Consider the following 24164-nt stretch of genomic DNA (forward strand, 5'->3'; position numbering starts at 1 on the left):
TGCGACTCGATGTGAGGACAAGAGGAGCGTCGGCAATTTGGTTCCCGGTCACGAGCGAGTGACGGAACTTGTCGAGCGACGCGTCGGCACTCCCGCGTTTGGCAAACCAGCGCGAAATTGGCCGCGCGCCGTCGCCCGAATCCGAGGCACGCGCCGTGCTCCATGCGAGGCATGCCCAACGAAAGGTCCACCATGTCATTTCGCCACAGTTCCTTTGTGCTCGTCGTTGCTGTTGCCTCCGCCATCGTCGGCTGCTCTTCCGCACCTGACGACGAGAACGCGAGCGACCTTGGAAACTTGAGCCTCTTTGGAGCGCCCACCACCGCCTTTGTCACGGGAGAGATTTCGCGCGGCTCACCGCTGCACGCGGCGCTGCTCCAAGTGCCAGCGGTGGCGCGCAACGTTGTTCCCAAAGGAACCCTCGTGGCGGCGCTGCCGGGCGAGACGAAGATCACGTGGAGCGATGCGCCGTTCGTCGACCGATGCGGCTCGGAGCGCGACTCCAACGTCCGCTGTTTTCAAACTGGACAGTGGCAGCAGGGCGGGACGTTCATCGCTGAGGATGTGTACTGTTACTTCGCTGGGCACGTCCCTTTGGCGGACAACGAGAGCGTGTTGCCGGCGGAGTTCGAGGAGACGACGAACGTTCGTGAGTTCAGGCTCGCGGGAGCTGCGGCTGCCAAGCTTCATGAACTCGCGCCCGCTGTGTGCCAGGGCGCATCGTGCAAGCTCTCTCTCGAGCGTGCCAATCGGCTAGCCCCGCGCGGGCTCTTGCCCTCGCGGTGCGGTGGCGATCCCCATTGAGGCACGCGACCGCGCCGCGGAGGGCCGCCAGGGGCGTCCCGCGGATCGATGCATGCCCTACTCGCGCAACGGCGCGGCGACGTTGTGCGACGGAGTGGGAAACCGTTCCACTTGCACCACAAAAGTGAATGGTAAGTGTAGCGACCAGGGCGGCCATACCGAAGAGTACCCCTCTCGGAGGTTGTCTGAATGGCGGAGCGTGTTGTCCGGATTGGCGAGGGGATGGTGACGCCCGTGGGGCGCGTGGCCGCTGAGGAGCTCAAGCAACGCTCCGGCGAGTGGTGCATCGTCGACGGCTCCGCGGGGCACATGCTCATGCGTCGCCCCACCGAACCCACGCTTCGCCTCGCTGGCGAGATCGAGACGCGCGGGGCCATGTTCGATGTGCTCGCGCTCATGGGGCAGTCCGGATGGTCCGGGACGCTGATCGTTCGAAGCGGCGGCGCGACGCGCACCGTGGTTCTCGAGAAGGGGCGCGTCATCGACGCGACGAGCGACGCCCGCGGTGAGAAGGTCGTCGACGTGATCCTCACTCGCGGGGTCGCATCGCGCGACACCGTCGACCTCGTGGCGCGAACCGCGGTTGTCTCGGGCAGCTCGTTCGTTGAAGCCCTCGAGCAGTCGGGCGCCGTGGTCGCGGCCGATCTCGCCCTTGCCGTGGAGCAAGCGGCGCGGCTCGTCGTCTACGGGGTCCTCGCGGCGGAGACGGGAGCCTTCAGCTTCTTCTCGCGCCCTTCGCCCGCGCGGCTCCGCGAGAGCATCTCGCTCATGGAGCTCCTCATGGAGAGCGCCCAACGCTTCGACGAGCTGGGCGAGCTAGCCACGTGCATCGAAAGCGAGCATCACATTCCGGAGCCGCTCGAGACGCGCGCGGTCCCGAGCGAACTCGTCACGCTCTATTCGCTCTGCGATGGTCGGCGCTCTGTGGCGGAGGTCGGTCGCCGCGCAGGGTGGCTCGACTACGAGACGCGAAAGGGCATCGCCGAGCTCGTCCGTTCCGGGCTCGTCCGCATGGCGCCACCGCGTCCGCGCGGCGCCAGGGCCATCGTCGAAATCTACAGCGGCGCCCTCTTTGAGATCCACCAACGATGCGACACGAGCTACGTGGGGCAAGACCTTCGCGCCGGGCTGTCGCGCTTCGTCGCGGGGAGCCCTTCGTTGGCCGCGCTACTCGACAGCGCCTGGCCCCTCGCCGACGGCACCGTCGTTGCCGAACGCGTCGCGCGAAACCTAGCGGCCCGCCCCGGCGAGGCGCCCATCGCCCAGCTGATTCGCCGCCTCGACGAGCTCGTCTCCTTTGCGCTGTTCTTGACGACGTCGCTGCTCGACCGTGACGTTGCGACGGCGTTGAACGTCCGCGTGGCGGAGCGCCTGGCGCTGCTCGAACGGGCAAGCGATTCCATGGTCCCGCCCTCCAATCGCGAATCCACGAGCACCTCGCCGGATCTCGTCGCCCCCGCGGCGCCGCCCTCGGCCGCGGCGCACCTACGCTCCGGTACCTATCCGGCGGTGAAGATCACGCGCAGCGGGTAGGCGCCAAAACGGTGGCTTCAGCGAACGGTCAGCGCCGGGCCGCGGCGATCGGGACTCCCAAGTCGGTGATGGCGATGGGCCGTCGCGACGGGGACTCGAACTCTTGGCTCGGCGAGATGCCGACGAGCGTGTAGACCGTCGCGAGCAGATCCGCGACGCTCACGCTCTTGCCGACCACGTTCGCGCCTTCGGCGTCCGTCGCGCCGACGATGCCAGGCGCGACGCCGGCGCCCGAGAGCACAGCGCTAAAGGCCTTTGGATGGTGATCGCGACCGTCGCGACCGTTGATGCGCGGCGTGCGTCCGAACTCGCCGAGCCACAGGATGACGGTGCCCGACAACATGCCCGTCTTCGCCTGCGAGACGTCCGTCACGAGCGCCGCCATGGCCGGGTCGAGGATGGCGAGCTGCTTCTTCACGCGCGTGAAGTTGTCTTCGTGCGTGTCCCAGCCGTCGAGCATCACCTCCACGACGCGGACGCCGCGCTCCACGAGACGCCGCGCCGTGAGGCATGCGGTGCCAAAGTCGGTCGCCCCGTAGCGGGCGCGCGTCGCCGCCGACTCGGCGGACACGTCGAAGGCGGCGAGCGCATCGCTGGCCATGAATCGGCGCGCCGACTCGTAGAGCGCGCGCCGCTCCGTGATGAGCGGCGTCACGATCTCTTGTGAGAAGCCATCCTCGAGGGAGCCCAGGAGTCCGAGACGGCGGGCGAGCCGCGCGTCGGAGACGGTGGGGCGCGCACCGTCGGGGAGAGCCCCCGCCTTGCCGATGACGAACGGGCCGTATTGCGCGCCGAGAAACCCGGCCCCGAGGCTCGGGCCCCCGAGGCTCACGAAGGGCGGCAGGCCGCTGTCTGGAGCCGTGAGCCGCTTCGCGACCCACGCGCCCAGCGACGGATGCTCGACGGTGGGATTCGGGCTGTAGCTCGTGCGGCCCACGTATTGGGCGCGCTGGTGGTTCCCTTCTTTGCTCGACAGGCTGCGTACGACGCAGAGTCGATCGGCCACGTCGGCGATGAGCGGCATGTCCTCGGCGATGTCGAGACCCGCGAGCCGCGTGCGCCGCGCCTTCGTCGGCCCCTTGGCCTTCGGATCCCACGTGTCGAGGTGGCTCGGTCCGCCGTTCATCCAGAGGACGATGACGGACGCCGGGAGAGGGCCCTCCCATGCGCGGGCGCTTTGCGCAGCGAGCGCGCCGGCGAGCGTAGACAAGAGAAATTCGCGTCGTCGCATCGGCAGCCTCAGTGGTTGAACGCAAACTCGGACGCGTTGAGCAGCGCCCACAAGAGATCCTCGATGGCCGCGGTCTTCGCGTCGGCGGCGCGCGGCGGAGGGAGGCCCCGGAGCGGATCGGGGCCGCCTTTCGGGAGGCGCTTGGGCGGCTGCGTCGCGAGGCGTGCCCCGCGAGCTCCGCGCGACCCTTCCGAGAGCGCGGCGACGCCAGCCGCGAGCTCCGCGTCGCGCGGGGGGCGCCCCAGCGTTCGCAAGTAGAGCGTCGCGACGCGCGCCTCGTCGCTCGGCGCGGCCTTGAGCGCGGCAAAGAGCGACGTCGCGCCGCCCGCCGTACCGCGATCGATGAGGCGGCCGTTCATCATCATGAGCGCCTGACTCACCGAGCCTTCGTAGCGCGTCGCGTCCATCTCCTCGTCGACGTCGAAGACGAAGGCAAAGAGCCGCGTGAGCCGCACGTGGAGATCGTCGACCTCACCGGCACCGCTCTCGGAGAGCGTCGCGTCGAGCGCCGTCGCCCGCACCACGGAGCGAACGAGCTCTTCTGGGCCGAGCGGCGTGACGCGGAACCGCGACCAGAGGGGCCCTGTACCAGGGCCGCCGAGCTGCGCCGACAGTTGGTAGACCTCGCTCGTGGTGATGACGCGCACGAGGGCCTTGATGTCGTAGCCGCTCCTCGCGAAGGCCTCGCCGAGCGCCTCGAGCACCGCCGGGGCCTCGGCCGCGTTCGACGGCCTCATGTCGTCGACGGGGCTCACGAAGCCTCGCCCCAAGAAGTGGCCCCAGGCGCGGTTCACGAAGGCACGGGAGAAGAGCGGCTGCGTCACCATCCACTTGGCGAGCTTCGCCCGCGTCTCGCCGTCCATGCTGGTGCCGTCGAGGGCTTTCGGCGGCGTCGAAACGAAGGGCGCGACCTCGCTGTTCTTCGCGAAGCGCGGCACGGGCCCGGGCAGATCGCGAGCGTCGACGATGCGCCCGAAGCCGCCGCCACGCTCGACGACCGTCAGTTGCGTTCGGCCAAAGCAGGCCGAAAAGGAGCGAAACTCCGCCTGCGTCCATTTCTCCGTCTTGTGATCGTGGCACTGGGCGCATTGGATTTGCGTGCCGAGGAAGATGCGCGCCGTCTGACCGGCGAAGTCCTGGGGCGTGTCGCGAAACTTCGCGGCGAAGTTCACGGCGGGAGCGATGCCTTGGACCTTGAGGCCCTCGGTCGCTTCGGCGAGCGTCGCCGTGCGGAGGAGGCCAGGCGAGCTCCGACCGGTCGCTGTGACGAGCGTCGTCGCGAGCTCGTCCCACTTGGCGTTCCGCGCGAAGGCCTCGCGGAGCCACGCGCGGAAGGTCAACCGGTCGACGTCGCCGGGCCGCGCACCGCCGACGAGGACCTCTTCCCAGCGGGCGGCCCAGTAGTCGGCGTAGTCCTTCGACGCGAGCAGCTCGTCGACGACGCGAGCGCGCTTGTCCGGTGTCTTGTCGGCGAGGAACGCCGTGACGCGGTCGGCCGTGGGAATGACGCCGACGATGTCGAGGTGAACGCGACGAAGGAACGTGGCGTCGTCGGCGCGCGGCGCCGGCGTGATGCCACGGCTCTCCCATTCGCGACGAAGGAGCGTATCGAGGGCGGCCGCTGTGAAGGGCGGGGGCGCGGGCGCCGATGGCGCGGGCTTGTGGGCCACCGGCTGGGGCGCGGTGGCCGCGCCGCAGCCACCGAGGACCGCGGCGAGAGCCGCGGCGATGCCGACGGCGGGCGACCACAGCGAGAGACGTCCGACGCGGGCTGCGAGCTGCGGCCCGGCTTTCTTCCGCGATGCGAAGGGAGTGCTCACGGGAGAGAGGTTACCTTCGAAGCGAAGGGCGGGAGGGGTCTTCACGAAACTTCACGAACGGCGGCCTCGCGGCGGTCGCGTCGAAGGACACCTGGGCGCGTGCGCACAGGTCTGTGACGCGTGCCGCCCTAGCGCTGTATCGCCAGGCTAATACGGAGGGAAGCGCTCTCGCACGACGGACTTCGCGTGCACCAACATCTGGTCGGCCGTATCGAGAAACTGTCGGTAATTCGCGTCTGACACGATGAACGGGCCGGCGTCGTACCCCGCTTTCTGGCGAAGGTCGAAGAGGGTCGTGAGTAGCTCCGTGTGGCTTCCGGGCACCCAACCTGCTTTGCGCCGCTTGTGCATCGCGCCGATCACCGCAGCGTGTTTCTTCGACTTAGCGACGCCCTGATCAGGTGCGACGCTCAGCAGGCTCACCTTCGCAAGCAGTTCGACGGCCGTATAGAGATTGTGGACGAAGGGTCGAGGTCTGCGGCGCTCCGCGGCTTCACGCGCCGTGTCCAGAAACTGCTCAGCGGCCACAATAGAGGCTGCGCATGTTGCGCCGTAGTACGTGAAGTCGAAGAAGATCTGCCAGCGGCCTGCGACGAAGATCAAGGTGATGTGACCGCAGTCGCCGTCCAAGTCCGTCAGTTGGAGGCTCTTCACCTGCACCTTCTCGTTCGCCATCAGCGGGCCTGGTCGTCCGACGCGGTCCGTTTTCATTACGGCCCGGACCTCCTCGTTGAAGCGAATTTCCGCGGGTTCGGTGGGATGCAGGATCACTTGGGCCGCGACGATCTGCTCCGGGAAATTTGGCGGCAGCAGGGGCAGCCCCTTGGCCTTCCGGCGTTCAAGCTCAGGATTCAGCCAGACCTCGAACAGCTGATTCCACATGTTCTCGAACATGCCCGGTGTCGGCTTACCCACGCCGTTCATTATCGCGTCGTGCGGCCCTGGCAAACAGTGCCGGGTCACAGGCCAAGCGCGCGCACTCGCGCGAAACGCGCCAAAAGCATACCCGCAGCGTCGCTCCCGGGCGCCCGGCCCTGGGATCGGACGCCCCACCACGTTGTATGCTCGGCCTGTGAGCGAGGCGAACGAGACCGCTGACGACCTTCCCCCGTTGCGGCGCGAACGAGCTTTGGTCTCCGGCGCCATCCTCGTCTGGTCGAACGGCGCGCCGATTTGCCGGAAGCGCGCCTTCGCTGAGCGACGCCTCGACATCGGGCGGGACGAACGCTGCGGCATCGACGTGTCCCACGACAAGGCCGCATCGCGCCGGCACGCTGAGATCTCGAATGACGAAGGCGGCGTCCGCGTCCGCGATCTTGGTAGCCACAACGGGACGTTCTTGAACGGCGAGAAGGTCGACGGTGAGCGGACGGTGCCCTACCCCGCCGTTCTACGCGTGGGCGGCTCCGTCTTCTTGTTGGACTCGGACGTGGACCGTCTCGATGGGCGCGAAGACTTGCTCGATGGGGATGAGGTGGCGGGCGCGGCGATCAAACGCGTCTGGAGCGCGGCCGCGCAAGCGGCCCAGCACGATCGCTCGCTCTTGATTCACGGCGAGACGGGCGCAGGCAAAGAGCGCGTGGCGAGGTTGTTCCACCAAGAGGGCCCGCGCGCGCGTGGAACGCTGGTCGCGATCAACTGCGCAGAGATACGCGAGGACCGCACCGAGGCCGACTTGTTCGGTCACAAGCGTGCTGCCTATACGGGCGCGGTGGCCGATCGGGCGGGGGCCTTCGAGCGCGCGCACGGAGGCACGCTGTTCTTCGATGAGATCGGCGAGCTCTCGCTGGACGTGCAGGCGAAGCTCCTGCGCGCGCTTCAGGAGCGAACGATTCTGCCGGTTGGCGGCGACACGCCGAAGAAGGTGGACCTCGGCATCTGCTGCGCCACGCACCGCGATCTAACGGCGATGGTCGCGGCAGGAAAGTTTCGTGAGGACCTCTTGCGGCGGTTGGTCGAGCGCGAGGTTCACTTGCCACCGCTTCGCGAGCGGCGAGAGGAAATTCCGTTTTTCGCGGAGATGTTCCGGCGGCGCATCCCAGGCGCGCCGCAGCTCACCGCGCGGTTCATCGAAGCGTGTTTGCCGCGCCGCTGGAAAGGCAACGTGCGTGAGCTTCAAGTCGCGGTGGAGAGGAGCGCCGCGGATGCGGTCGCGCACGGTTTTCCGCTGGTCGACTTTCACGAGGAGCTGTTCCCAACCGAGCTTCCCGACCTCGCGCCAGCCCCCCCCTCGCAGCAGCCGGGGCAGGAGCAACCGGGGCGCGAGCAGCCGCCACCGAAAGTGGAGCCCAAGCAGAGAGAGCGCTCAAAGAAGGTGGCCGCGAACGATGCGCGCGTGGACCTGACGGTGAAGGCGTTCGACGGAAACGTCGCGGCCGCCGCCGAGCACCTTGGGATGCCGGTGTCGAGCGTGTATCTCGCGGTGAAGCGGCACGGGGAGCGGAAGAGGTGAGGCGCGGGTGCAAACAGCCGCGTGGCGCTCCCTCGTTGCCAGAGGCGTGATTGTCAGTTTCCAGTCTTCGCCATCGGCCAATAGAAGCGCCGCAGCGGCACCAGCGCACGCGTCTCGGAGTCGAGCTGCTCGTAGTGATCGACCACGAGCTGCCGCAGCTTCGGCAGGTTGAGCCTTGCAGGGCCATACGCTCACGGCCGACTTACCGGCGATCCGAGCGGCCACTTCCCACTACCCTAGCGGAGGCGTCTTCGACGCGGCGTCAGCCAAGCGAGCACGCACGGCTTCCCGCTCCCCCATGTATGAGCTTGGCGATCCCCACCTTGAGCGATTTGCTTGTCGAGCCATGCGAGTTTCAGTCTGAGGTCGGCGGTCGACGGCCAGCCGATGGGCAACCCTGCGCCGCTGGGACGAACTCGGAAAGTTCGTCGCTCGGCGCCACCCCATCAACGGCTACCGGCTGTACGACCGCGCCAAGGTGCTCGCGATGCGGAAGAGGATCTTCGGGAAGGCGGCGTAGTTCATCCCGAGAGATCCTTGTGGGTCTCGAAGAGGAACACCGCCAGAGCCGACGCCGCATAGACAGCGAGACGGGCGTGACGCGGCTTTACGCCCTTTGCCTTCCCATCACGCCCATGCCCCGTGCCGTAGAGGCTTCGTAGTTCGGCGAGTCCTTGTGCAACGGTCGCCAGGTTGCTGAGCAGTCGCTTGATCGTGTCGTGCCCCTTCGCTGCGTTAGGCACGTCGTCGGGGAGCAGCTTCAACTCCGCCCTCGTTGCCTTCACCAGTTCGAGAACGTCCTCGGTGCCCTTCGCTGGCTTCCCACGCTCGGCGAGGATCGTCTTGCAGCACGTCTCGATCAGTTCCTTCGCGGAACCGATGGCAAGGGCAGGATCGGTATCGACCGACGCCGACATCCGATTGATCTGTTCCTGCATGTGGTTCGCGTCGAACTCCAGCGCGATGGCGCGAACGTTGGCGAGCGATGTGACGTGTGCGACGGCAGCGACCCGTCCGTTCTCGAAGATGAAGCCGTCCTTGCGCAGCCACTTCGGAAAGTCTCGCAGAAACGCCGAGTCGGGCGCGGCAGCGTTCAGCAAGTTCTCGCACAGGGCGAGGAACTTGCGCGCCTCAGCCTCTTTGGTGAGGTCGAGGGAGTGAAGGTACTGACGAGCGCGGGTCCTTCGCTGCCCCTGGCACTGCGGGTCGTGCGCGAGGTCGAGCGCGATATCCACCGCCTCGCACTCGTGGTCGATCTCGCGAAGGACGAAGCCGCTCAAGTACTCGGCGAGTTCGTACCGAGTCTTCTTGCTGATCAGTTCCTTCATCGCACCCCCTTCATGAGGGGGTGCCCCTGCAGAACTTGATCCATCATGTAGCGCCCGATGATTGCGGCTCCAGGACCGCCTTCGAGCAGGAGGCGAAGCTCTTCGCCGCGGATCTCGCGCTCGTTGAGAATCTCAAGGAGATGGTCCGCCATCACGTAGCGGAGCATCTCGGCATGGACATGAGTGAGGTCGCTCACGCCGGTCCGGTTCGTCGCGTCGGGCTTGGCAAGCATTCCAAAAGCATCCCCGATCGCAGAGCCGACCTCCGCTCCGAAGAGGTCCGTCATGTGACGGCGAATGTCGGTCGCCACGAACGTCGCGATGTTCAGGAGGCGCTGCTGCTGCTCCGCAAGTGCTTCCACGATCGCCTCGTGCCGGTCGAAGGGCTCGACGGCGCGCGCGGCGTTGAGCGAAGCGAGAAGCTTCGGGGCATCGTCATCCCATATCCGTTTGTTCCGCCGAACCAGAACCTGCGCGAGGCGTTCGGGAACGAAGACGCTGGGGTCGGACATTGGGGCGGCGCCACGCACAACGAGAAGTCCATCGGATGAACTCACCGCGACATCAGACGGCGGAGATTGGGCGAGCACGTCGAGCTCGTAGACCCAGGTTTCACTTCGCGGAATGATCGTGTTTCCGAGTCGCACCGACAGCTCGATGATCCCGAGAAGTGAGACGTGGGCGTAGACTTCACCGGCTTCGGCGTCGAACATGAGGGCGAAGCGATGCCCGAAGTCGAAGCGAGCCGGCAGCTCAATAGGATCGCCGTACGAGTAGGCAACCCATGGATCGGAGTCTCCTCCGTCGACGATGAACTTCTTGAGCGGCGCAAGCCAAGGCTCGCGCGCGAGGGCTGGACGATAACTCGCCAGGAGATTGACGACGAGGCGGGCGATGCATCGAAACGTGTCGGTGCCGCCAAAGTTCCAGAGCACGGTCGGCGTGCTGGCAAAAAGGTGCGGGACCACCTCGCGCCCCGACACCGTTACCGGTTTCCCTTCCTGCCTCAGCCGATGGACGAAGTCGTCGGCTTGCTTCTGAGTCGACGCCACCGCGTAGAGGCTGCGAACGCCGGCTTGCGTTGATTCGGAGACGACCACCGCATCGGGATGAGCGAGCCTTCGCCCGCTTGTGAGAACAAAGGTCCGCCCGGTCGCAGCGTCTTCAACCGTCGCCGCGATTGGTTCCCGAGTTCGCCCGTTCATTACGCCGACGATGGCGTTGATGGGTTTCATGTCATCGGCAAGGGCGCGGTCGATGGTCTCGCCGAACCCATTGTTGCAAGGACCGCAGAGGATCCCTCTGTCAGTGCGGAGACCTCCGAGGGCAGCGAGAATCGTGTGTTCAGCCGAACCTGCCGGGAAGCCGCAGTAGATGCACTCGTTGGGCGTTGCGCTCATCCCTCGCTCACTTCCGCCGGTCAGAGTACCGCGCTCGCTCGGGCTCCGTTGTAGCCGCTCAAGATGTACTCGGGGTCCTCTCACGCCGAGGCGATGTTCGACCCCGGTACTCCTCAGCGTGCGGTCAGAGTCGTCCTGATCGCGGGGGGGGGTCGCTCCGCATTGCGAGCAAGGTCGTTGAGCTCCTCCATGCCGTGGTCGCCGAGGGCGAGCCCCAGTAACCAGTGAAACTCACGAGCATTTTCCGTCCACTTCACACTGTACTTCACAGTGATCCGTTTCGAGATTACTGTCCTCTTATGAGCGTTGCCGTGGATCCGCTCGTAGCTCCGCCGCCCTCGGAGGTACCCCTTACGAACGCGCCCTTGGTGCGGGTGATCGCCCAGCTGCGCTTTCCGGAGATCCTCTCCGTTGCGCAGAGAGACTTCGTCGCCCCGTTCCAGGAGGCGATCCGCTCGAACTACCCCGTGCTCCGGCAGGAGCAGACGCCGGGCGTCATTCTCGGCCCCGCCGTGTTTGCGCCCGCTACGCCGCAGATGGCTTGGCGGTTCGGCGCCGCGGACGGTCACTGGCGCGTGTCCCTCACCCCAGAGTTCTTGGCGCTTGAGACCACGAAGTACGTCAGCCGTTCCGATTTCTTCGGCCGCCTCAAAGCCGTCGCGACGGCGTTGGACGATCACATCAAGCCCGCACAGGTCGATCGTCTCGGCGTTCGCTACATCGATCGCATCACCGGAGCGGCGGTCGACGATATCGCCCGGCTCGTCCGCGCCGAGGTCCGCGGGATCACGGGGACGATCGCGGCCACGCACGCTGCGCACGCGCTCTCGGAGTCGATGTTCGAGGTCGAGGATGCACGCGTCCTCGCACGCTGGGGCTTTCTCCCGGCCGGCGCAACCGTCGATCCCGCCGCCATCGAGCCGGCGACGGAGAAGAGCTGGCTTCTCGACCTCGACATGTTCAGCGCCAGCCCGATGCCGTTCGTAGTGGATGAGGTCGTCGAGCGGGCGCAGCACTACGCGGAACGCATCTACACGGTGTTCCGCTGGGCGGTGACCGACGAGTTTCTCGTGCGGTACGGAGGCAAGCCATGACGAGCCCCCAGATGCGCCCGCCGTTCGACTCGACATCGGCTGCCGGTGCGATGCTCATGCGCCAAGTGAGAGAGCCCGTCCTTGTGGGCTGCATGCTTGCCGGACTGGGCACGTCGACTGCGTACGCCGCGCCGCCGGACATGGTGTGGCGATCGCGACGCGCCGCTCCGCAGACGACGGCCGGCGCCATGGTGCCCGCGGCGCTGCCGGCTGGCGGGGCGATCGGCGAGCTGCGGCGGCTGAGCGGGCTCACGTGGGACCAGCTCGCGCGGATGTTCAGCGTGAGCCGTCGGTCGCTTCACTTCTGGGCGAGCGGCAAGCCGATGGCCCCGAGCAACGAGGAGCATCTTCAGCGAGTGCTCGCGGTCTTGCGAAAGATCGATCGTGGAGCAGCGAGCGCAAATCGCAGCGCGCTGCTTGGGGTTCGCGAGGACGGCAGCATTCCGTTCGACCTTCTCGTCGCCGGTAAGTACGAGAGCGCGCTTTCGCTCTTGGGGCCACTTTTGGGGCCAGGCGATGGACGACGCGGCACGCCGCCCAGGCTCTCCGAAGAGGCTCGAGCTGCACGCGCGCCGCGCCCACCCGAGGAGCTCGTCGGCGTGCTCCAGGACCGCATTCATCCAACCAGCGGCCGTCTCCTCGCGTCGAAGCCAATCGCGACCACGCGGAGGAAGTAAGTGGCGACGCTCGCCCCTGACTCCGACGAGGCGAAGCGGATCGATGCGTCACTAAACGAGTGGCGTCAAGGAGACCTCGCGCTCGAAGAGTCGTGGTTCGTCCACGTCGGGGACGGTGCGGCGCCACTCTCCGCGGCTGCCGCGGAAGCGGGGAGCGGCGTACAGGCGCTGACTTCCGAGGTCCTCGGGCTGGTGGTCGTCACGCAGACCTGTGACGTCGTTCGGAGCTGCGTGACTCGCCCGTACGTCGAGGTTGCCCCGCTCGTGCCCGTGAGCGAAGACGACCTGCATCAGGTGAAGCGAGGTCGAAGGCCAGCCCACGCGACGTTGCCAGCTCTCGACAAGGAGCTGCTCGTCGCCGACCTCGACCGCGTCATGACGGTCGAGAAGTCGATCGTGGCGTCGTGGAAGCGAACGCCGGGATTCACGCGGGATGCTGACGGACGCTCGTTCGCTCAGGCCCTCGCGCGCAAGCGCGTGAGGTTTGCGTTCCCCGACGACTTCACATCCCTCGTGAAGAAGCTCCAAGCGCGCCTCGGCGACAAGCACGACAAGAACACCGACGAGGGGCGGGGCCTCCGCGCGCTACGCGAGATCCGCGTTTGTGCATCGCCGTCGTGGGATGCCGGGTCGCCGGAGGTCTTCTTCTGGTTCATCCGTGACGACGCGGACGCGACGTTCGAAGGCAAGAGCTGGGCGGACCTCCTCAAGGTCTGGCTGATGCTCGTCCCCGCGACCGGCCGCTTCACAGGGGTCGACGGCCAGGTCGCCACACTCCACGAGATGACGGCCGAGGACTACGTCGACAGCGATCCGCTCGATCTTGATCACCTATCGACGAGCGACAGCGAATAGCGCTCGCGCCTCCGCATCGACGCTCCCATGCAAGCGTGGACCCTCGTCGCCTCCCTCCCCCGAGCCCTCCAGCCAAATTCCAACCTTTCCAACTTCCAACGTTGGAATTCCAGCGAACCGCGCCGTTGAAGCGCCGTCTCAGCCCCCTCCCCCGCCCTCCCCCACCCTAACCCCGCGAACCCTCGTCGCGCCGCCGCGCGTCAGCAGCGGCACGCCCGATGCGTAAGAGGTCTCCGTCGCGACGCTGAGCATGTTGCCCAGCGCGCGGCGTTCAACCCTCACGTTCATCGGAGAATTCTCGTGGCTACTTCAAACGTTCTCAACATCGACATGCCCGGTCCCCAAACCCTCAACGACATCCCGAAGCGCGCGTTCGTGTTCCTGCACGCGCTCGGGACGCAGCTCAACGTCCGCGCGATCATGAAGTCGCACGGGTACACGCAAGACGATCAGCTCGAAGGCTGGCGTCTCTTGACCAAGACGTCCGGTCCGAACGGCGGTCTCGGCGGCCTGCGCGTCGCCACGAGCGAGGCCATCGCCCAGCTCGATGCCTGGGACGAAATCGGCTTCCGCAAGGCCTACGCGACGCTGGCCCGACGCTTTCCGGAGCAAGCCAAGCTCGTCTTCGACGGTCTCGCGGCTTCGCAAGGCCCGACCTGCGTCGTCGGAATCGTGAAGTTCCTCGATCGCCTCGACATCCTCGAGAAGGGCGAGGGGCGCGCGGCCACTGCGGACACGGACAAGCAAGCGCTCGAGGTCCTCGCAAAACGTGGCATCGACAGCGCCGAGCGTGCGCGTCTCCGCGCGCTCGTCGACGCCGCGCAAGCGGAGCCCGAGCTTCCCCTCGGCGCCAAGACGCTCGCCGAGGTCAACGCAGCGCACACGAACGATCTCGCCGCGCTCTACGCTTGGTACACCGAGTGGGCGGAGATCGCCCGCGCCGTCGTCTCTCGACGCAACGAGCGCATCGCCCTCGGCATCGCAAAGCGACGCAAAGCCGATCGAGGCCAGAGCGCCGAGACGGAAGAGTCGGCGGGCTCTGCCTTGGCACAGAGCCCGGCACCGAACCCGACGCCGCATACGACGGTCCCCGTCCTCTCCGCGTCCTCAAACAAACCCGCTAACGGCGCCGTCGCGCCCACCAACCCGTTTGCGTGACTTCGTGCACGGGGCCCACGTCTTGGTACGCCGCCGGAACGTCTCATGAGCGAGCTCGCAGCTCGAGTAAACGACTCGTGAGACGTCCGGCGGCGGCTTCGTGCTGAAGGTCGCCGCCAACTCACCGAAGTAGGCCGCCTTTTCGGCTTCCAGTGGCAGCGCAGCGACGAAGGCTCTCTGGCGCGCGTCTCGTGAGACGAGCGCCCAAGCTTGGTACGCGCGTAACCCAGCGAAAGGTCGAACGACCAACCTTCGTCGGCGGCGTACCGAAGCTCCAATCCGGCGCGTGAAGCATCCGCCCTCGTGCACTCGAGCACGCGGCTGATCCCGGGCGCCTCCCACCACGCTTACCGCAGCGCCGCGGTGAGTCATCGCGGCTTCGCGCCCGCTTACCGAGCGTGCGCGGAGCCTTACCCAAGCTCCTCACCCACGATCCTCAACCGGAACTCCAGCCATGGGACCGCTCTACGAATGTTTGGACGGGCACATCGTGCTCACCGGGTACGCCCCGGACGGTGACTCGATCCGATTTTTGCCGAACGACTCGGCTCCGCTCGCCAACTTGCAGCGCTCGTCCTTAATACGGTGGAGCCCGGTGAGTGGCAGCGTGCAGTTGCGCCTCGAAGGGGTCGACGCCCCCGAGCTCCACTACGCAGCCGCCGGCCAGCCGCGCGGTGCAAGTGCACGCGATGCGCTCCTCGGGTGGCTCGGAGTCACGGATGTTCGGTGTGCGCCCGACGGCACCACGATCGACTCGGCGGCCCCGGCGATCGTTCCCGCGACCATTCTCACGGGCGCGGCGGACGCACACGGCCGGGTGATCGCGTATCTGCTCCGCGCTTGTCCAAGTGCCGGCGCGCGGCGCCATCGCGTGACGCCGGCGGTCCTCAAGCAGACCGCGAACCACGTGCTCCTTGCGGCAGGCCACGTGTACCCGCTCGCGTACACGTCACAGCCCCGTGAGCACCGGGACATGTTCCGGGCCACCGCCCGGAAGGCACGCGCCAAACGGCTTGGCGTGTGGAGCGACGATGCCACCGCGCGCGGCTTCGACTTGCGCGGCGCACGCTCCGTCGGCCCACGAGGAGCGCTCATCTTCCCGAAGCTGTTTAGGCGATGCATCGACTACTTCGCCGACCGCGTTCAAGGGTTCGACGGATCGTTCGTCGATTGGCTCTCTGGCCACGGCTCGGGTGGCGAGACGCGGCCCGATCGCGTCGTGCTCAGGCACGCCGCCAACGTGTTGCTCTCGTCGCTCGTGCAGCAACGCGAGAGGCACGTCGCCTTGACGACCGATCTGCTCGACCTCGTTTGGGTGGAGACGTGACATGGCTGCCGTAGCCACGCTTGCGATCGAAGACGCTATCGAAGACGGTGAGGATCCACGCTGGACCGTCATGGCGCGGCTCGCCGCTGCACGCTTCGGCGTGCGGAGCTTCCGACCCGGGCAGCGCGAGCTGATCGAAGCCGTGCTCACGGGGCACGATGCGCTGGGTGTTCTACCGACCGGCGGAGGCAAGTCGCTGACGTACCAGTTGCCTTCGTTGGTGCTGGGCAAGCCCACGGTGGTCGTGTCTCCGCTCATCGCGCTGATGAAAGATCAGTGCGATCACATGTGGCGCGCCCACGTCGACGCGGCCGAGCTCGACTCGACGCTCTCGGCCGACGAAGAGCGCCAAACGAACGCCGAGATCCGCGCCGGAGAGCATCCGCTCGTCTACGTCACGCCGGAGCGTCTCGCTTCGGACGCGTGCATCGAGATGCTGAAGGTGCGCGGCGTCGGTCTGATCGCCGTCGACGAGGCGCACTGCGTTTCCCAGTGGGGACACGACTTTCGCCCCGCGTACCTGGCCATCGCTCAGGCGGCGGAGAAGCTCGGGCGGCCTCCGATTCTCGCCCTCACGGCGACCGCGACAGCGGAGACCGCGAACGACATCGCCGAGGAATTGCAGCTTCGCAATCCGGTGATCGTTCGCAAGAGCGTCGTGCGGCCAAACCTGGCGTTCGAGGTGCGGCGCACCGTCAACGAGATGGCCAAGTGCGCGGCACTCGAGGAGCTCGTCGAAGAAGAGCCGGGCGCCGGCATCGTGTACGTCGCCACCGTGAAGATGGCCGACACGCTGTTCGCGTGGCTGAGCGCGGCGCGTGTGCCGGTCGCGCGCTATCACGCGCAGATGAGCGCCGATGCGCGCGAGGAGAGTCGCGCGCGGTTCATGAACGGGAACGTTCGCGTGATGGTGGCGACCAAGGCGTTTGGGATGGGGATCGACAAGCCGGACATCCGGTTTGTGGTGCACTACCAGTTCCCCGATTCGATCGAGAGCTACTACCAAGAGGCGGGACGCGCCGGGCGTGACGGGAAGCCCGCGCGATGCGTGCTCTTCTATCGGCTCGAAGACAAGCGCGTGCAGACGTACTTTCTCGCGGGGCGGTATCCGCGACGTGCGGACATCGAGAAGGTGTGCGCGGCGCTCGCGAGCGCGCCGGCGAGCGCGAGGGCGAGGGCGATGAGTCTGGACGAGCTCGTGGCTGCTACGGGCGTTGGTGAGCGGCGAGTGCAGACGATTGCTGCGGAGTGGGCGCGGTTGCGGGCGACGCGCGAGGGGGAGCGTGAGCGTGATGGCGACGGCGAGGGCGAGGGCGAGGGCGAACGGGAGCGCGACCGGGAGAACGTGGTCGACGCCCTCGCGTCATCGTTCGCCGCGCGCCGAGATCGAGATGCGCGGAAGCTCAACGCGATGATGCACTACGCGCAGGGAAGCGTGTGTCGCGCGCGCGCGCTGATCGCGTACTTCGGAGAGGACGGCGGCGCCGAATGCGGGCGCTGCGACGTGTGCCGGGACGGCGGTGCGCGAGGGTGAGAAGCGAACCGATGTGTCTCCGCTCCGGTTGCCGGACCGTTCGGCGATGAGCACGCGGCGAGGAGGTCGTCGAGCACCGCGGCCCCCGTTTGCTGCCGACTATTCACTTCGCGTCCCGGTGAGCACGTTGAGGATCGCCTCGATTCCCGGACGGTGATGCTCGCTGAACTTCGCGACCCAAGGCTCGATGGTGCCGATCGCGCGCGGGTCAGAAGCCTCGAGGCCAGCCTTGCCGTACAGAATCGTGACCTCGACGAGGTTGGGCACCGAACCGCCGTGCCCGTACGGCGCCGTGTTCGCAACCCCGCGGAGGGTCGGAGTTTTGAACGCTCCGATCGGATGGATTCGATTCTCGAGCGCCGCGAGTTTGGTGGAGCTCTGGGCATCGCTCCACTGGCTCGCCGAATTGAACTCGGCGGCAAGGAGGGCGGTAACGCCGTCCGGTCGCCCTCGATCAGCCTGCCCGTCTTTCCGACCTGTCGGAAAGCGGACGTTGTGGAATGCATCGTTGGTCAGCCGCGGACCGAAGTGACACTGGATGCAACCGCCCACGAAGAAGTCGAAGAGGCCCTGTTTTTCGACGGTGGTGAGCGCGCTCGTGTCCCCGCCGGCGTAGGCGTCGAGTCGATTCGGTTTTACGCGGAGCGTTCGTTCGAAGGCCGCGATCGACTTGCCGACGTTGACGAATACACGCGTTGCCGCCGTCTGATCCTCAGATGACATCGCGCTCCAGCTCGCGTCGCCCGGCTTTCCGCTCGCGGGGAATCGCGCGGCCACGTCGAAGGCCGGCATGGCGCCCCATATCGCTTCGTACTCGGTGCGGTACTTTGCGAACACCGTGTGACCGACTTGGAGTCGCGTGCTTGCAACTTCGTCCGCGGCTTCGAGTGGACCGAGCGCCTGCATCCACAACGAGTCAGCGCGGCCGTCCCAAAATTGCCAGCGCGAGTACGCTGCGAGCAAGACGGACGGCGCGTTCCGATCGACCGTGCCGGCCCCGACCGCGACGGGCTTGTCGCTCGCGAACGCCTTTCCCGGCTCATGGCAGGTCGCGCACGACACGGCCGCCGAGCCGAACCCCGTTTCGCTGAAAAGTTTTTCGCCGAGCGCGGCGGCGGCCGGGTCGTCCGCCTTGGAATTCGTCGCATCCGCAGGCGGCGCCGCCGGCACCTTCATGTCCTGAAGGAGCTCCCACTGATTTCGGTAGAAGTAGCCGTCGACCTTCGTCGATTCGACCTCGCGCACGACCGGTGCGTTGTCGACCGCGGCGAGCTCTTGCCGAATTCGAAGCTCTAGAAACTCCGGGTCGGGGTCGTTCAAGTAGTTGACGACTTCCATCCGCTTCGTGTCGACCAGGACGTAGAGCGGCAAGGGCGCGGCCGTCGGGTTCACTGCGAGCAGACGCGCTCGCGGATCCGCGGCGACGCGCGGACCGCTCCCGACGAGCGTTTGCCATTCATCGAGATCGCTCGCGCGTGGCGGGAGATTGTCGCGGTCGGAGGCGAGGACGTCGACCATGATTAATCGCGCTCCCACGTCGAGCGACGGAAGGGTCTTGCCGTGCTCGGCATGCCATAGGCACGAGCCGCACCACGGCGCGGTGACGCGCAAGACGAGGAGCCGCGAGGTCGGTGCACACGGTTCGAAGTACTCTTCGAGTCGCAGGCCTCCGACAGCCGTATCGAACGAGAGGTTCGGAAGAGTGCGACCGATCGCGAATCCGTACTCTTCTTGGGGATACGTCCCGTCGACGCTCGTGCCGTCAACACAAAGAGAACGCTTGGCGGTTGCCGGCCGAGCGGCATCGCCGCCATCGGCGCTGGGCGCTAGAGCCGCAGGCTTGGGCGCGTCGTTCCCCGAGCACGCTTGGAAGGCCAGCGCCGCTGCGGCGGCGACGGAAGCGCCACGGAGGCGGGATTTTGGTGGATTCATACGCATGGCAGCACCCTTTCACGCCCTCAAAGACCTGCCGGAATCCGGCTCGGCTCCCCTGACCAATGCCCGCGCGCCCCCGCAAGCACGGCTCGCGCACGCAACACGTCGCCCCGTGCGCGTACGACGCCGAGCCGTGCACGCAAGATCCGCTCGTGAGCGACCAGCACCTCATTCACCGTGACAGCACCGCGCGCGAATGCACTTTCCACCAACGCCGACGTCTCCTCCGCCACGGTCCGGGTCGTCGAAGATATCTCGAAGGCGCGCCACGCGGCATCGGCACGAGCGGCGGCTGCCCGAACCTCGCCTTCGATCCGGTCGCGTGTCGCCAGCTCCTCGGCCGACGCGATCGCGAGCTCGCCTTGGGCGCGCGCACGGTCGGTGTTTCGCTGCTCGAAAACCGGAAGCGGAATCGAGAGGTCGACGGCCGCGACCCACATGCGATGATCGACTCCGTTCAGTCCTGGCGCCGCTCCCGCATCGAGCCGGAGGCCGCCGCGACCGAATACGAGCCTCTCCTGCTTTACGCCCACTGCGACAGTCGGCGTCAACCACACCTCGCGCAGCGCCAGCGACTCCTTTGCCGTCGCCCCTCGCTGTCGGTGCCGGGTCGCCGCAAGCTCCGGACGTCGAACGACGGCGTCGGCAACCAGCGCATCCGCCGAGGCGGCGAGCGGAGCGACCGCGTCGCTGGTGACCGGCTCAATCGCCAACGTTGGCCTACCCGCAAGAGATGCGAGCTCACGGCTCTCTGCTTCGAGCCAACCGCTGTCGCGCGCGAGCTGCGCCTCGACGCGAGTCTTCTCCAGGTCGATGACCGCGAGGTCGATTCGTGTGATTGCGCCTCGCTCGACGAGAGCCGCCGCGCTCACCGAGAGCCGCCTGTACACCTCCGCGACTTGCCGCCCGACTGCGAGCTCTCGCGCGAGCGTGTCGACCTCGAAGAATCGCGCGACGACCTCGGTCTTGAGATCCGCGACTGCCCCAGCGCTGCTCGCCGCCCCTTCGTCGCTCTCGGCGCCGGCGAGATCGCGACGAAGCCCCTGCTGTCCACCCAGCTCGAACGCCTGCTCGATCGCAACGCCGAGGGATCGCTCTCCGTCGTTGTCGAACGGTGCATCCGTCTCGAGGCTCCCGCGCAGCGTGGGGTTGTGACGGAGCAGCTTGTTCGCCGTCCTGACTCCGGCGCGGCTCGCTACCGCTCGTGCCCGCGCGACATGCGCGCGCGGCGCCTCGTTCACGAGGGCGAGCACGCGCTCCAGGGTCATGGGCTCGGCTCGGGCCGTCGTCGCCGCAAGGACGACGGAAACGACGAGTGGAATCGTGAGTGCCCGCTTCGCTTTGAATCGCACGATGTTCCTCATTTTCCGTGGACGAGGCGCCCGAGCTGGGCGCGAAAGGTCGGAGCGTCCCAATCGCGCGCTCCCTCGAAGCGGGCGACGAGGCGGCGTTCGCCGTCGAGCAAGTAGCTATCGGGCAGCATGCTCCCTCCATAGGCCGCGTGGGCCGCGCTCGCAGCGCGCACGACATTCTCGGGTACGCCGCCTTCGAAGAAGCCGCGAATGGAGTCCCAGTCGTCGTCGACGCTGACAGCGATCACCGGGACGCCGTCGGTCAATTTTCCGAATGCGAGGAGCGATGGCAGCTCCTTCCGGCACGGCTCGCACCACGTGGCCCAGAAATGAACGAGCACCGGACCGCCGCCGATTTGCGCGAACGTGCTCGGGGAACCGTCGCCGCGAACCGCAGCCAGCGGCGGCGCGACTTCGCCGACCCGGAGCGGCTGCGAACGTGAGGACGTACGCTTCCGAGCCGAGACGCTCTTGTAAAGCAGCACGAACCCCACTTGCAGCAAACCGATTGCAACGAGCGGAAGGAACCAGCGACGTGCTTCCCGCGTCATCGGTCCAGCTGGGGGTTCGGGGTTAGGGGTGGCGGCCTCACCGAGATGACCGTTGCAAACCGTCGACCCACCGTGTCGTAGAGGACCGGAAGGACGAGAAGGGTGAGCAGTGTCGAGGAGATCAGTCCGCCGATCACCACGGTCGCGAGCGGCCTTTGCACCTCGGCCCCAAGCCCGTATTGAGCGCCATCGGAACGAAGCCAAGGCTCGCGACGAGCGCCGTCATGAGCACCGGCCGCAGACGACGCTCCGCAGCGCCGACCACCGCGTCTCGCAGAGGCACGCCCTGATCGAGCAGGTGGCGAATCGTAGAGACGAGGACCATGTCGCCCAAGACCGCGACGCCGGAGAGCGCCACGAACCCGACCGCGGCCGAGATACTGAACGGCAAACCGCGAATGAACAGCGCCACGACGCCGCCAATCGCCGCGAACGGAACGCCCGTGAATACGCGCAGCGCGTCGATGATGCGCCCGTACGTGAAGTAGAGGAGCGTCAGGATCAGCGCAAGTGCAAGCGGAACGACCACGAACAAGCGCGCTTGTGCGCGTTCGAGGTGCTCGAACTGCCCCCCGAACTGAACGTAATACCCGGCAGGCAGCGAGACCTCGCTGTAGATCCGCTCCTTGGCCTCCTCGACGAACGAACCAATGTCGCGGTCCCGGACGTTCACTTGCACGGCCGCCCGGCGGCGCGCCCACTCGCGGTTGATCGCCAGCGGGCCCTCGATGACTTCGATCTTGGCCAAGCCCGCAAGTGGCAGGCGATCGCCGTTGGCCGCAGTGACCAACACCTTGCCGAGAGCGTCCGGGTCGGTCCGGTACCGATCGTGGAGCCGTAGCGTGATTGGAAATCGACGCTCGTCCTCCTTCAGCTCGCCGACGACGCGCGAGCCCAACGTCTCGACCACGTCGAGCACCGCGCGCGCCGAGATGCCGTGGCGGGCGATGGCGCCGCGGTCGACCTCGACCTGCAGCACGGGTCGTCCCGTCAGCTGCTCGACCGATACGTCGGTGGCGCCGCGAATCGATTTCAAGATCGTGTCGACTTGCATCGCCTTCTCCTTGAGGACGGCGAAGTCGTCTCCGTAGATCTTCACGCCGACATCGGCGCGAATGCCGGCGACCATCTCGTTGACGCGCATTTCGATGGGCTGCGTGGAGATGGCGCGCATGCCGGGAAAAACCGTGAGCTCCTTCTGAACCGCCGCGGCGAGCTCCTCTTGTGTCGAAGCGCGTTTCCAGCGCACACGGTCCGTCAACGTGATGAACACATCGGAGACTTCGAGGCCCATTGGGTCGGTGTTGACCTCCGGCGCGCCTGATCGCGTCCACACGCGCTCGATCTCGTTTGGGAACTTCGTGAGCAGCGCACGTTCGATGTTCAGGCCGATACGGATCGTTTCGTCGGCGGAGACCCCACCGGCGCGGACTGTGTTCACGACGAGCGTGCCCTCCTGAAGGCGAGGCACGAACTCCGTCCCGAGCTGCGTGGCGAGGAACACGGCGTTCCCGAGCAAGACCACCGCTACGCCCAGCACCAGCGCCTTGTGGTCGAGCGCGACTTCGACTCCACGACGGTACGCACTCGCGAGCCGCGCCATGAGCTCGGTTCGCCGCCGTTTGCGGGGACGCTTCAAGAACAGACTGGCAAGCGCGGGGACCAGGGTGACGGAGAGGGCCATCGAGCCGAGGAGCGCGAAAATCACCGTCAGGGCCATCGGGCGGAACAGTTTTCCTTCGACCCCTTCGAGCGCCAGAATCGGCAAGTAGACGATCATGATGATCAGCTCGCCGAACATGGTAGGCCCGCGGACCTCGAGCATCGCAGAGCGAACGACGTCGGTAATCGAGCGATGGCCTTCCGCTTCTTGCGCGAGATGGTGGGACGCGTTCTCGACCATGATCACCGAGCTGTCGACCACCAGTCCGAAGTCGATGGCTCCCAGGCTCATCAAGCTCCCGGCAATTCCGTAGCGCAGCATCATGCTCGACGCGCAGAGCATCGAGAGCGGAATGGCGAGGGCTACGATGAGGCCGGCCCGTGCGCTGCCTAAAAAGGCGAACAACACGGCAACGACGAGGAGCGCCCCTTCGAGAAGATTCTTGCGAACGGTAGCGAGCACTCGATCGACGAGCTCCGTGCGGTCGTAAACGACCGTGGCCTTGATGCCTGGTGGGAGGCTCTTTTGCACTTCCAGGAGTCGATTGCGGAGTCCGTTCGAGACCGCGCGGCTGTTCTCCCCGATGAGCATGAAGCCGAGGCCGAGGACGACCTCGCCTTTGCCGTCGGCGGTCACGGCGGCGCGTCGAATCTCTCTACCCTCGACCACGCGAGCCACGTCGCGCACGTAAATGGGCACGCCATCGCGGGCACCGACAACAGTGTCTTCGATATCTTTGAGCTTCGTGACGATGGCGACACCTTGGACCACCGCCGATTCGCCGGCGCTATCGATGACCCCGCCGCCCACGTTGGCGTTGTTGCGCTCCAGCGCGACGGCGAGCTCGTCGAGCGTCAGTCCCCGCGTGACCAAGTCGGTGGGATCGACGACGACTTGAATCTGACGTTCGTCGCCGCCCCACCCGTTGACCTCCGCCACGCCGGGCACGGAACGAAGCTGCGGTTTCACGATCCAATCTTGCGCCGAACGAAGCTCGTCCAGGCGTTTGCCCTCGCCCGATACGAGGTAGTGAGAAACTTCGCCGAGGCCGGTGGCTACGGGGCCGAGCTGCGGCCGCTCGATGCCGTGCGGCAGCGAAATCGCGACCAGCCGTTCGCTCACGACTTGCCGCGCGCGATAGACATCGACCCCGTCGTGAAAGAGAGCCGTGACCTGCGAGAACCCGAACCGCGATACGGAGCGCACTTCGGCGAGGCCGGGTAATCCGCCAATCGACTGTTCGATGCGCGCGGTGATCTGTCGTTCGATCTCCAGCGGAGAGAGGGCCGGCGCTGCGGTGTTGATCTGTACCTGCGTTGGGGTCGTGTCGGGGAATGCGTCGAGCGGAAGGCGCTGGAACGAGGCGACTCCGAGGATCGCGATGCCCAGCCACGCGAGGACGACCACGAACCGGTGCTTGAGCGAAAGGTCGATGACGCGCGCGAGCATG

Annotated in this window: 17 protein-coding genes and 1 pseudogene; 9 read left to right on the forward strand and 9 right to left on the reverse strand. The window is 66.7% G+C overall.

The annotated features are described in order from the left end of the window. Nucleotides 1-192 precede the first annotated feature (192 nt). Both IPG50_15450 and IPG50_15455 read left to right on the forward strand, forming a co-directional pair. Entirely contained in the window at nucleotides 193-804 is a 612-nt protein-coding gene (locus tag IPG50_15450) for a hypothetical protein (GenBank protein ID MBK6693583.1), read from the forward strand. 189 nt (nucleotides 805-993) lie between these two features. Beyond that, nucleotides 994-2337 (forward strand): DUF4388 domain-containing protein, encoded by a 1344-nt coding sequence (locus IPG50_15455; GenBank protein MBK6693584.1) that lies wholly within the window; start codon nucleotides 994-996, stop codon nucleotides 2335-2337. A 28-nt stretch (nucleotides 2338-2365) separates the two neighbouring features. Here IPG50_15455 and IPG50_15460 read toward each other — a convergent pair whose 3' ends face one another. The 3 genes from IPG50_15460 to IPG50_15470 form a co-directional block, all read right to left on the reverse strand. Further along, nucleotides 2366-3568, reverse strand: a complete 1203-nt coding sequence (locus IPG50_15460; protein ID MBK6693585.1) for a DUF1501 domain-containing protein — start codon at nucleotides 3566-3568, stop codon at nucleotides 2366-2368. An 8-nt stretch (nucleotides 3569-3576) separates the two neighbouring features. Continuing rightward, nucleotides 3577-5388, reverse strand: a complete 1812-nt coding sequence (locus tag IPG50_15465) for a DUF1549 domain-containing protein (protein MBK6693586.1) — start codon at nucleotides 5386-5388, stop codon at nucleotides 3577-3579. Between the two features lie 147 nt (nucleotides 5389-5535). Continuing rightward, nucleotides 5536-6303, reverse strand: coding sequence for a hypothetical protein (locus tag IPG50_15470; GenBank protein ID MBK6693587.1), 768 nt, complete (start codon nucleotides 6301-6303; stop codon nucleotides 5536-5538). 157 nt (nucleotides 6304-6460) lie between these two features. Here IPG50_15470 and IPG50_15475 point away from each other — a divergent pair, with 157 nt between their 5' ends. Then, entirely contained in the window at nucleotides 6461-7840 is a 1380-nt protein-coding gene (locus IPG50_15475; protein MBK6693588.1) for a sigma 54-interacting transcriptional regulator, read from the forward strand. A gap of 521 nt (nucleotides 7841-8361) precedes the next feature. Here IPG50_15475 and IPG50_15480 read toward each other — a convergent pair. Both IPG50_15480 and IPG50_15485 read right to left on the reverse strand, forming a co-directional pair. Continuing rightward, nucleotides 8362-9168, reverse strand: a complete 807-nt coding sequence (locus IPG50_15480) for an abortive infection family protein (protein MBK6693589.1) — start codon at nucleotides 9166-9168, stop codon at nucleotides 8362-8364. Then, complete coding sequence (locus tag IPG50_15485) at nucleotides 9165-10568, reverse strand: hypothetical protein (protein ID MBK6693590.1); 1404 nt, start codon at nucleotides 10566-10568, stop codon at nucleotides 9165-9167. Before IPG50_15485 ends, IPG50_15480 begins: the two co-directional genes overlap by 4 nt. 299 nt (nucleotides 10569-10867) lie before the next feature. Here IPG50_15485 and IPG50_15490 point away from each other — a divergent pair, with 299 nt between their 5' ends. From IPG50_15490 to IPG50_15515, 6 genes are all read left to right on the forward strand, one after another. Continuing rightward, nucleotides 10868-11662, forward strand: coding sequence for a TIGR04255 family protein (locus IPG50_15490; GenBank protein ID MBK6693591.1), 795 nt, complete (start codon nucleotides 10868-10870; stop codon nucleotides 11660-11662). Then, on the forward strand, nucleotides 11659-12339 hold the full coding sequence (locus IPG50_15495) for a helix-turn-helix transcriptional regulator (GenBank protein ID MBK6693592.1): 681 nt from the start codon (nucleotides 11659-11661) through the stop codon (nucleotides 12337-12339). The genes IPG50_15490 and IPG50_15495 overlap by 4 nt, the downstream gene beginning before the upstream one ends. After that, a complete protein-coding gene (locus IPG50_15500) occupies nucleotides 12340-13194 on the forward strand; it encodes a hypothetical protein (GenBank protein ID MBK6693593.1) in 855 nt (284 codons plus the stop codon). A 300-nt stretch (nucleotides 13195-13494) separates the two neighbouring features. Beyond that, nucleotides 13495-14352, forward strand: coding sequence for a hypothetical protein (locus tag IPG50_15505; protein ID MBK6693594.1), 858 nt, complete (start codon nucleotides 13495-13497; stop codon nucleotides 14350-14352). A gap of 454 nt (nucleotides 14353-14806) precedes the next feature. Further along, on the forward strand, nucleotides 14807-15679 hold the full coding sequence (locus IPG50_15510; protein MBK6693595.1) for a nuclease: 873 nt from the start codon (nucleotides 14807-14809) through the stop codon (nucleotides 15677-15679). Nucleotides 15680-15749: 70 nt separating this feature from the next. Continuing rightward, nucleotides 15750-17213: an ATP-dependent DNA helicase RecQ gene (locus tag IPG50_15515; protein ID MBK6693596.1), complete on the forward strand. Its 1464-nt coding sequence runs from the start codon at nucleotides 15750-15752 to the stop codon at nucleotides 17211-17213. A 99-nt stretch (nucleotides 17214-17312) separates the two neighbouring features. Here the strand turns inward: IPG50_15515 and IPG50_15520 are convergent, their stop codons facing one another. The 4 genes and pseudogenes from IPG50_15520 to IPG50_15535 all read right to left on the reverse strand — a co-directional run bounded on the left by IPG50_15520 (nucleotide 17313) and on the right by IPG50_15535 (nucleotide 24163). Beyond that, complete coding sequence (locus IPG50_15520) at nucleotides 17313-19151, reverse strand: hypothetical protein (GenBank protein ID MBK6693597.1); 1839 nt, start codon at nucleotides 19149-19151, stop codon at nucleotides 17313-17315. A 20-nt stretch (nucleotides 19152-19171) separates the two neighbouring features. Next, a complete protein-coding gene (locus IPG50_15525; GenBank protein ID MBK6693598.1) occupies nucleotides 19172-20500 on the reverse strand; it encodes a TolC family protein in 1329 nt (442 codons plus the stop codon). Between the two features lie 8 nt (nucleotides 20501-20508). Beyond that, nucleotides 20509-20985 carry a TlpA family protein disulfide reductase gene (locus IPG50_15530; protein ID MBK6693599.1) on the reverse strand — a complete coding sequence of 159 codons (477 nt, stop codon included), beginning with the start codon at nucleotides 20983-20985 and terminating at the stop codon, nucleotides 20509-20511. A gap of 62 nt (nucleotides 20986-21047) precedes the next feature. Then, nucleotides 21048-24163, reverse strand: a pseudogene (locus IPG50_15535) (efflux RND transporter permease subunit). Nucleotide 24164: the final 1 nt, after the last annotated feature.

The sequence above is a fragment of the Myxococcales bacterium genome, from assembly GCA_016703425.1.
Lineage (GTDB): Bacteria > Myxococcota_A > Polyangia > Polyangiales > Polyangiaceae > JADJCA01.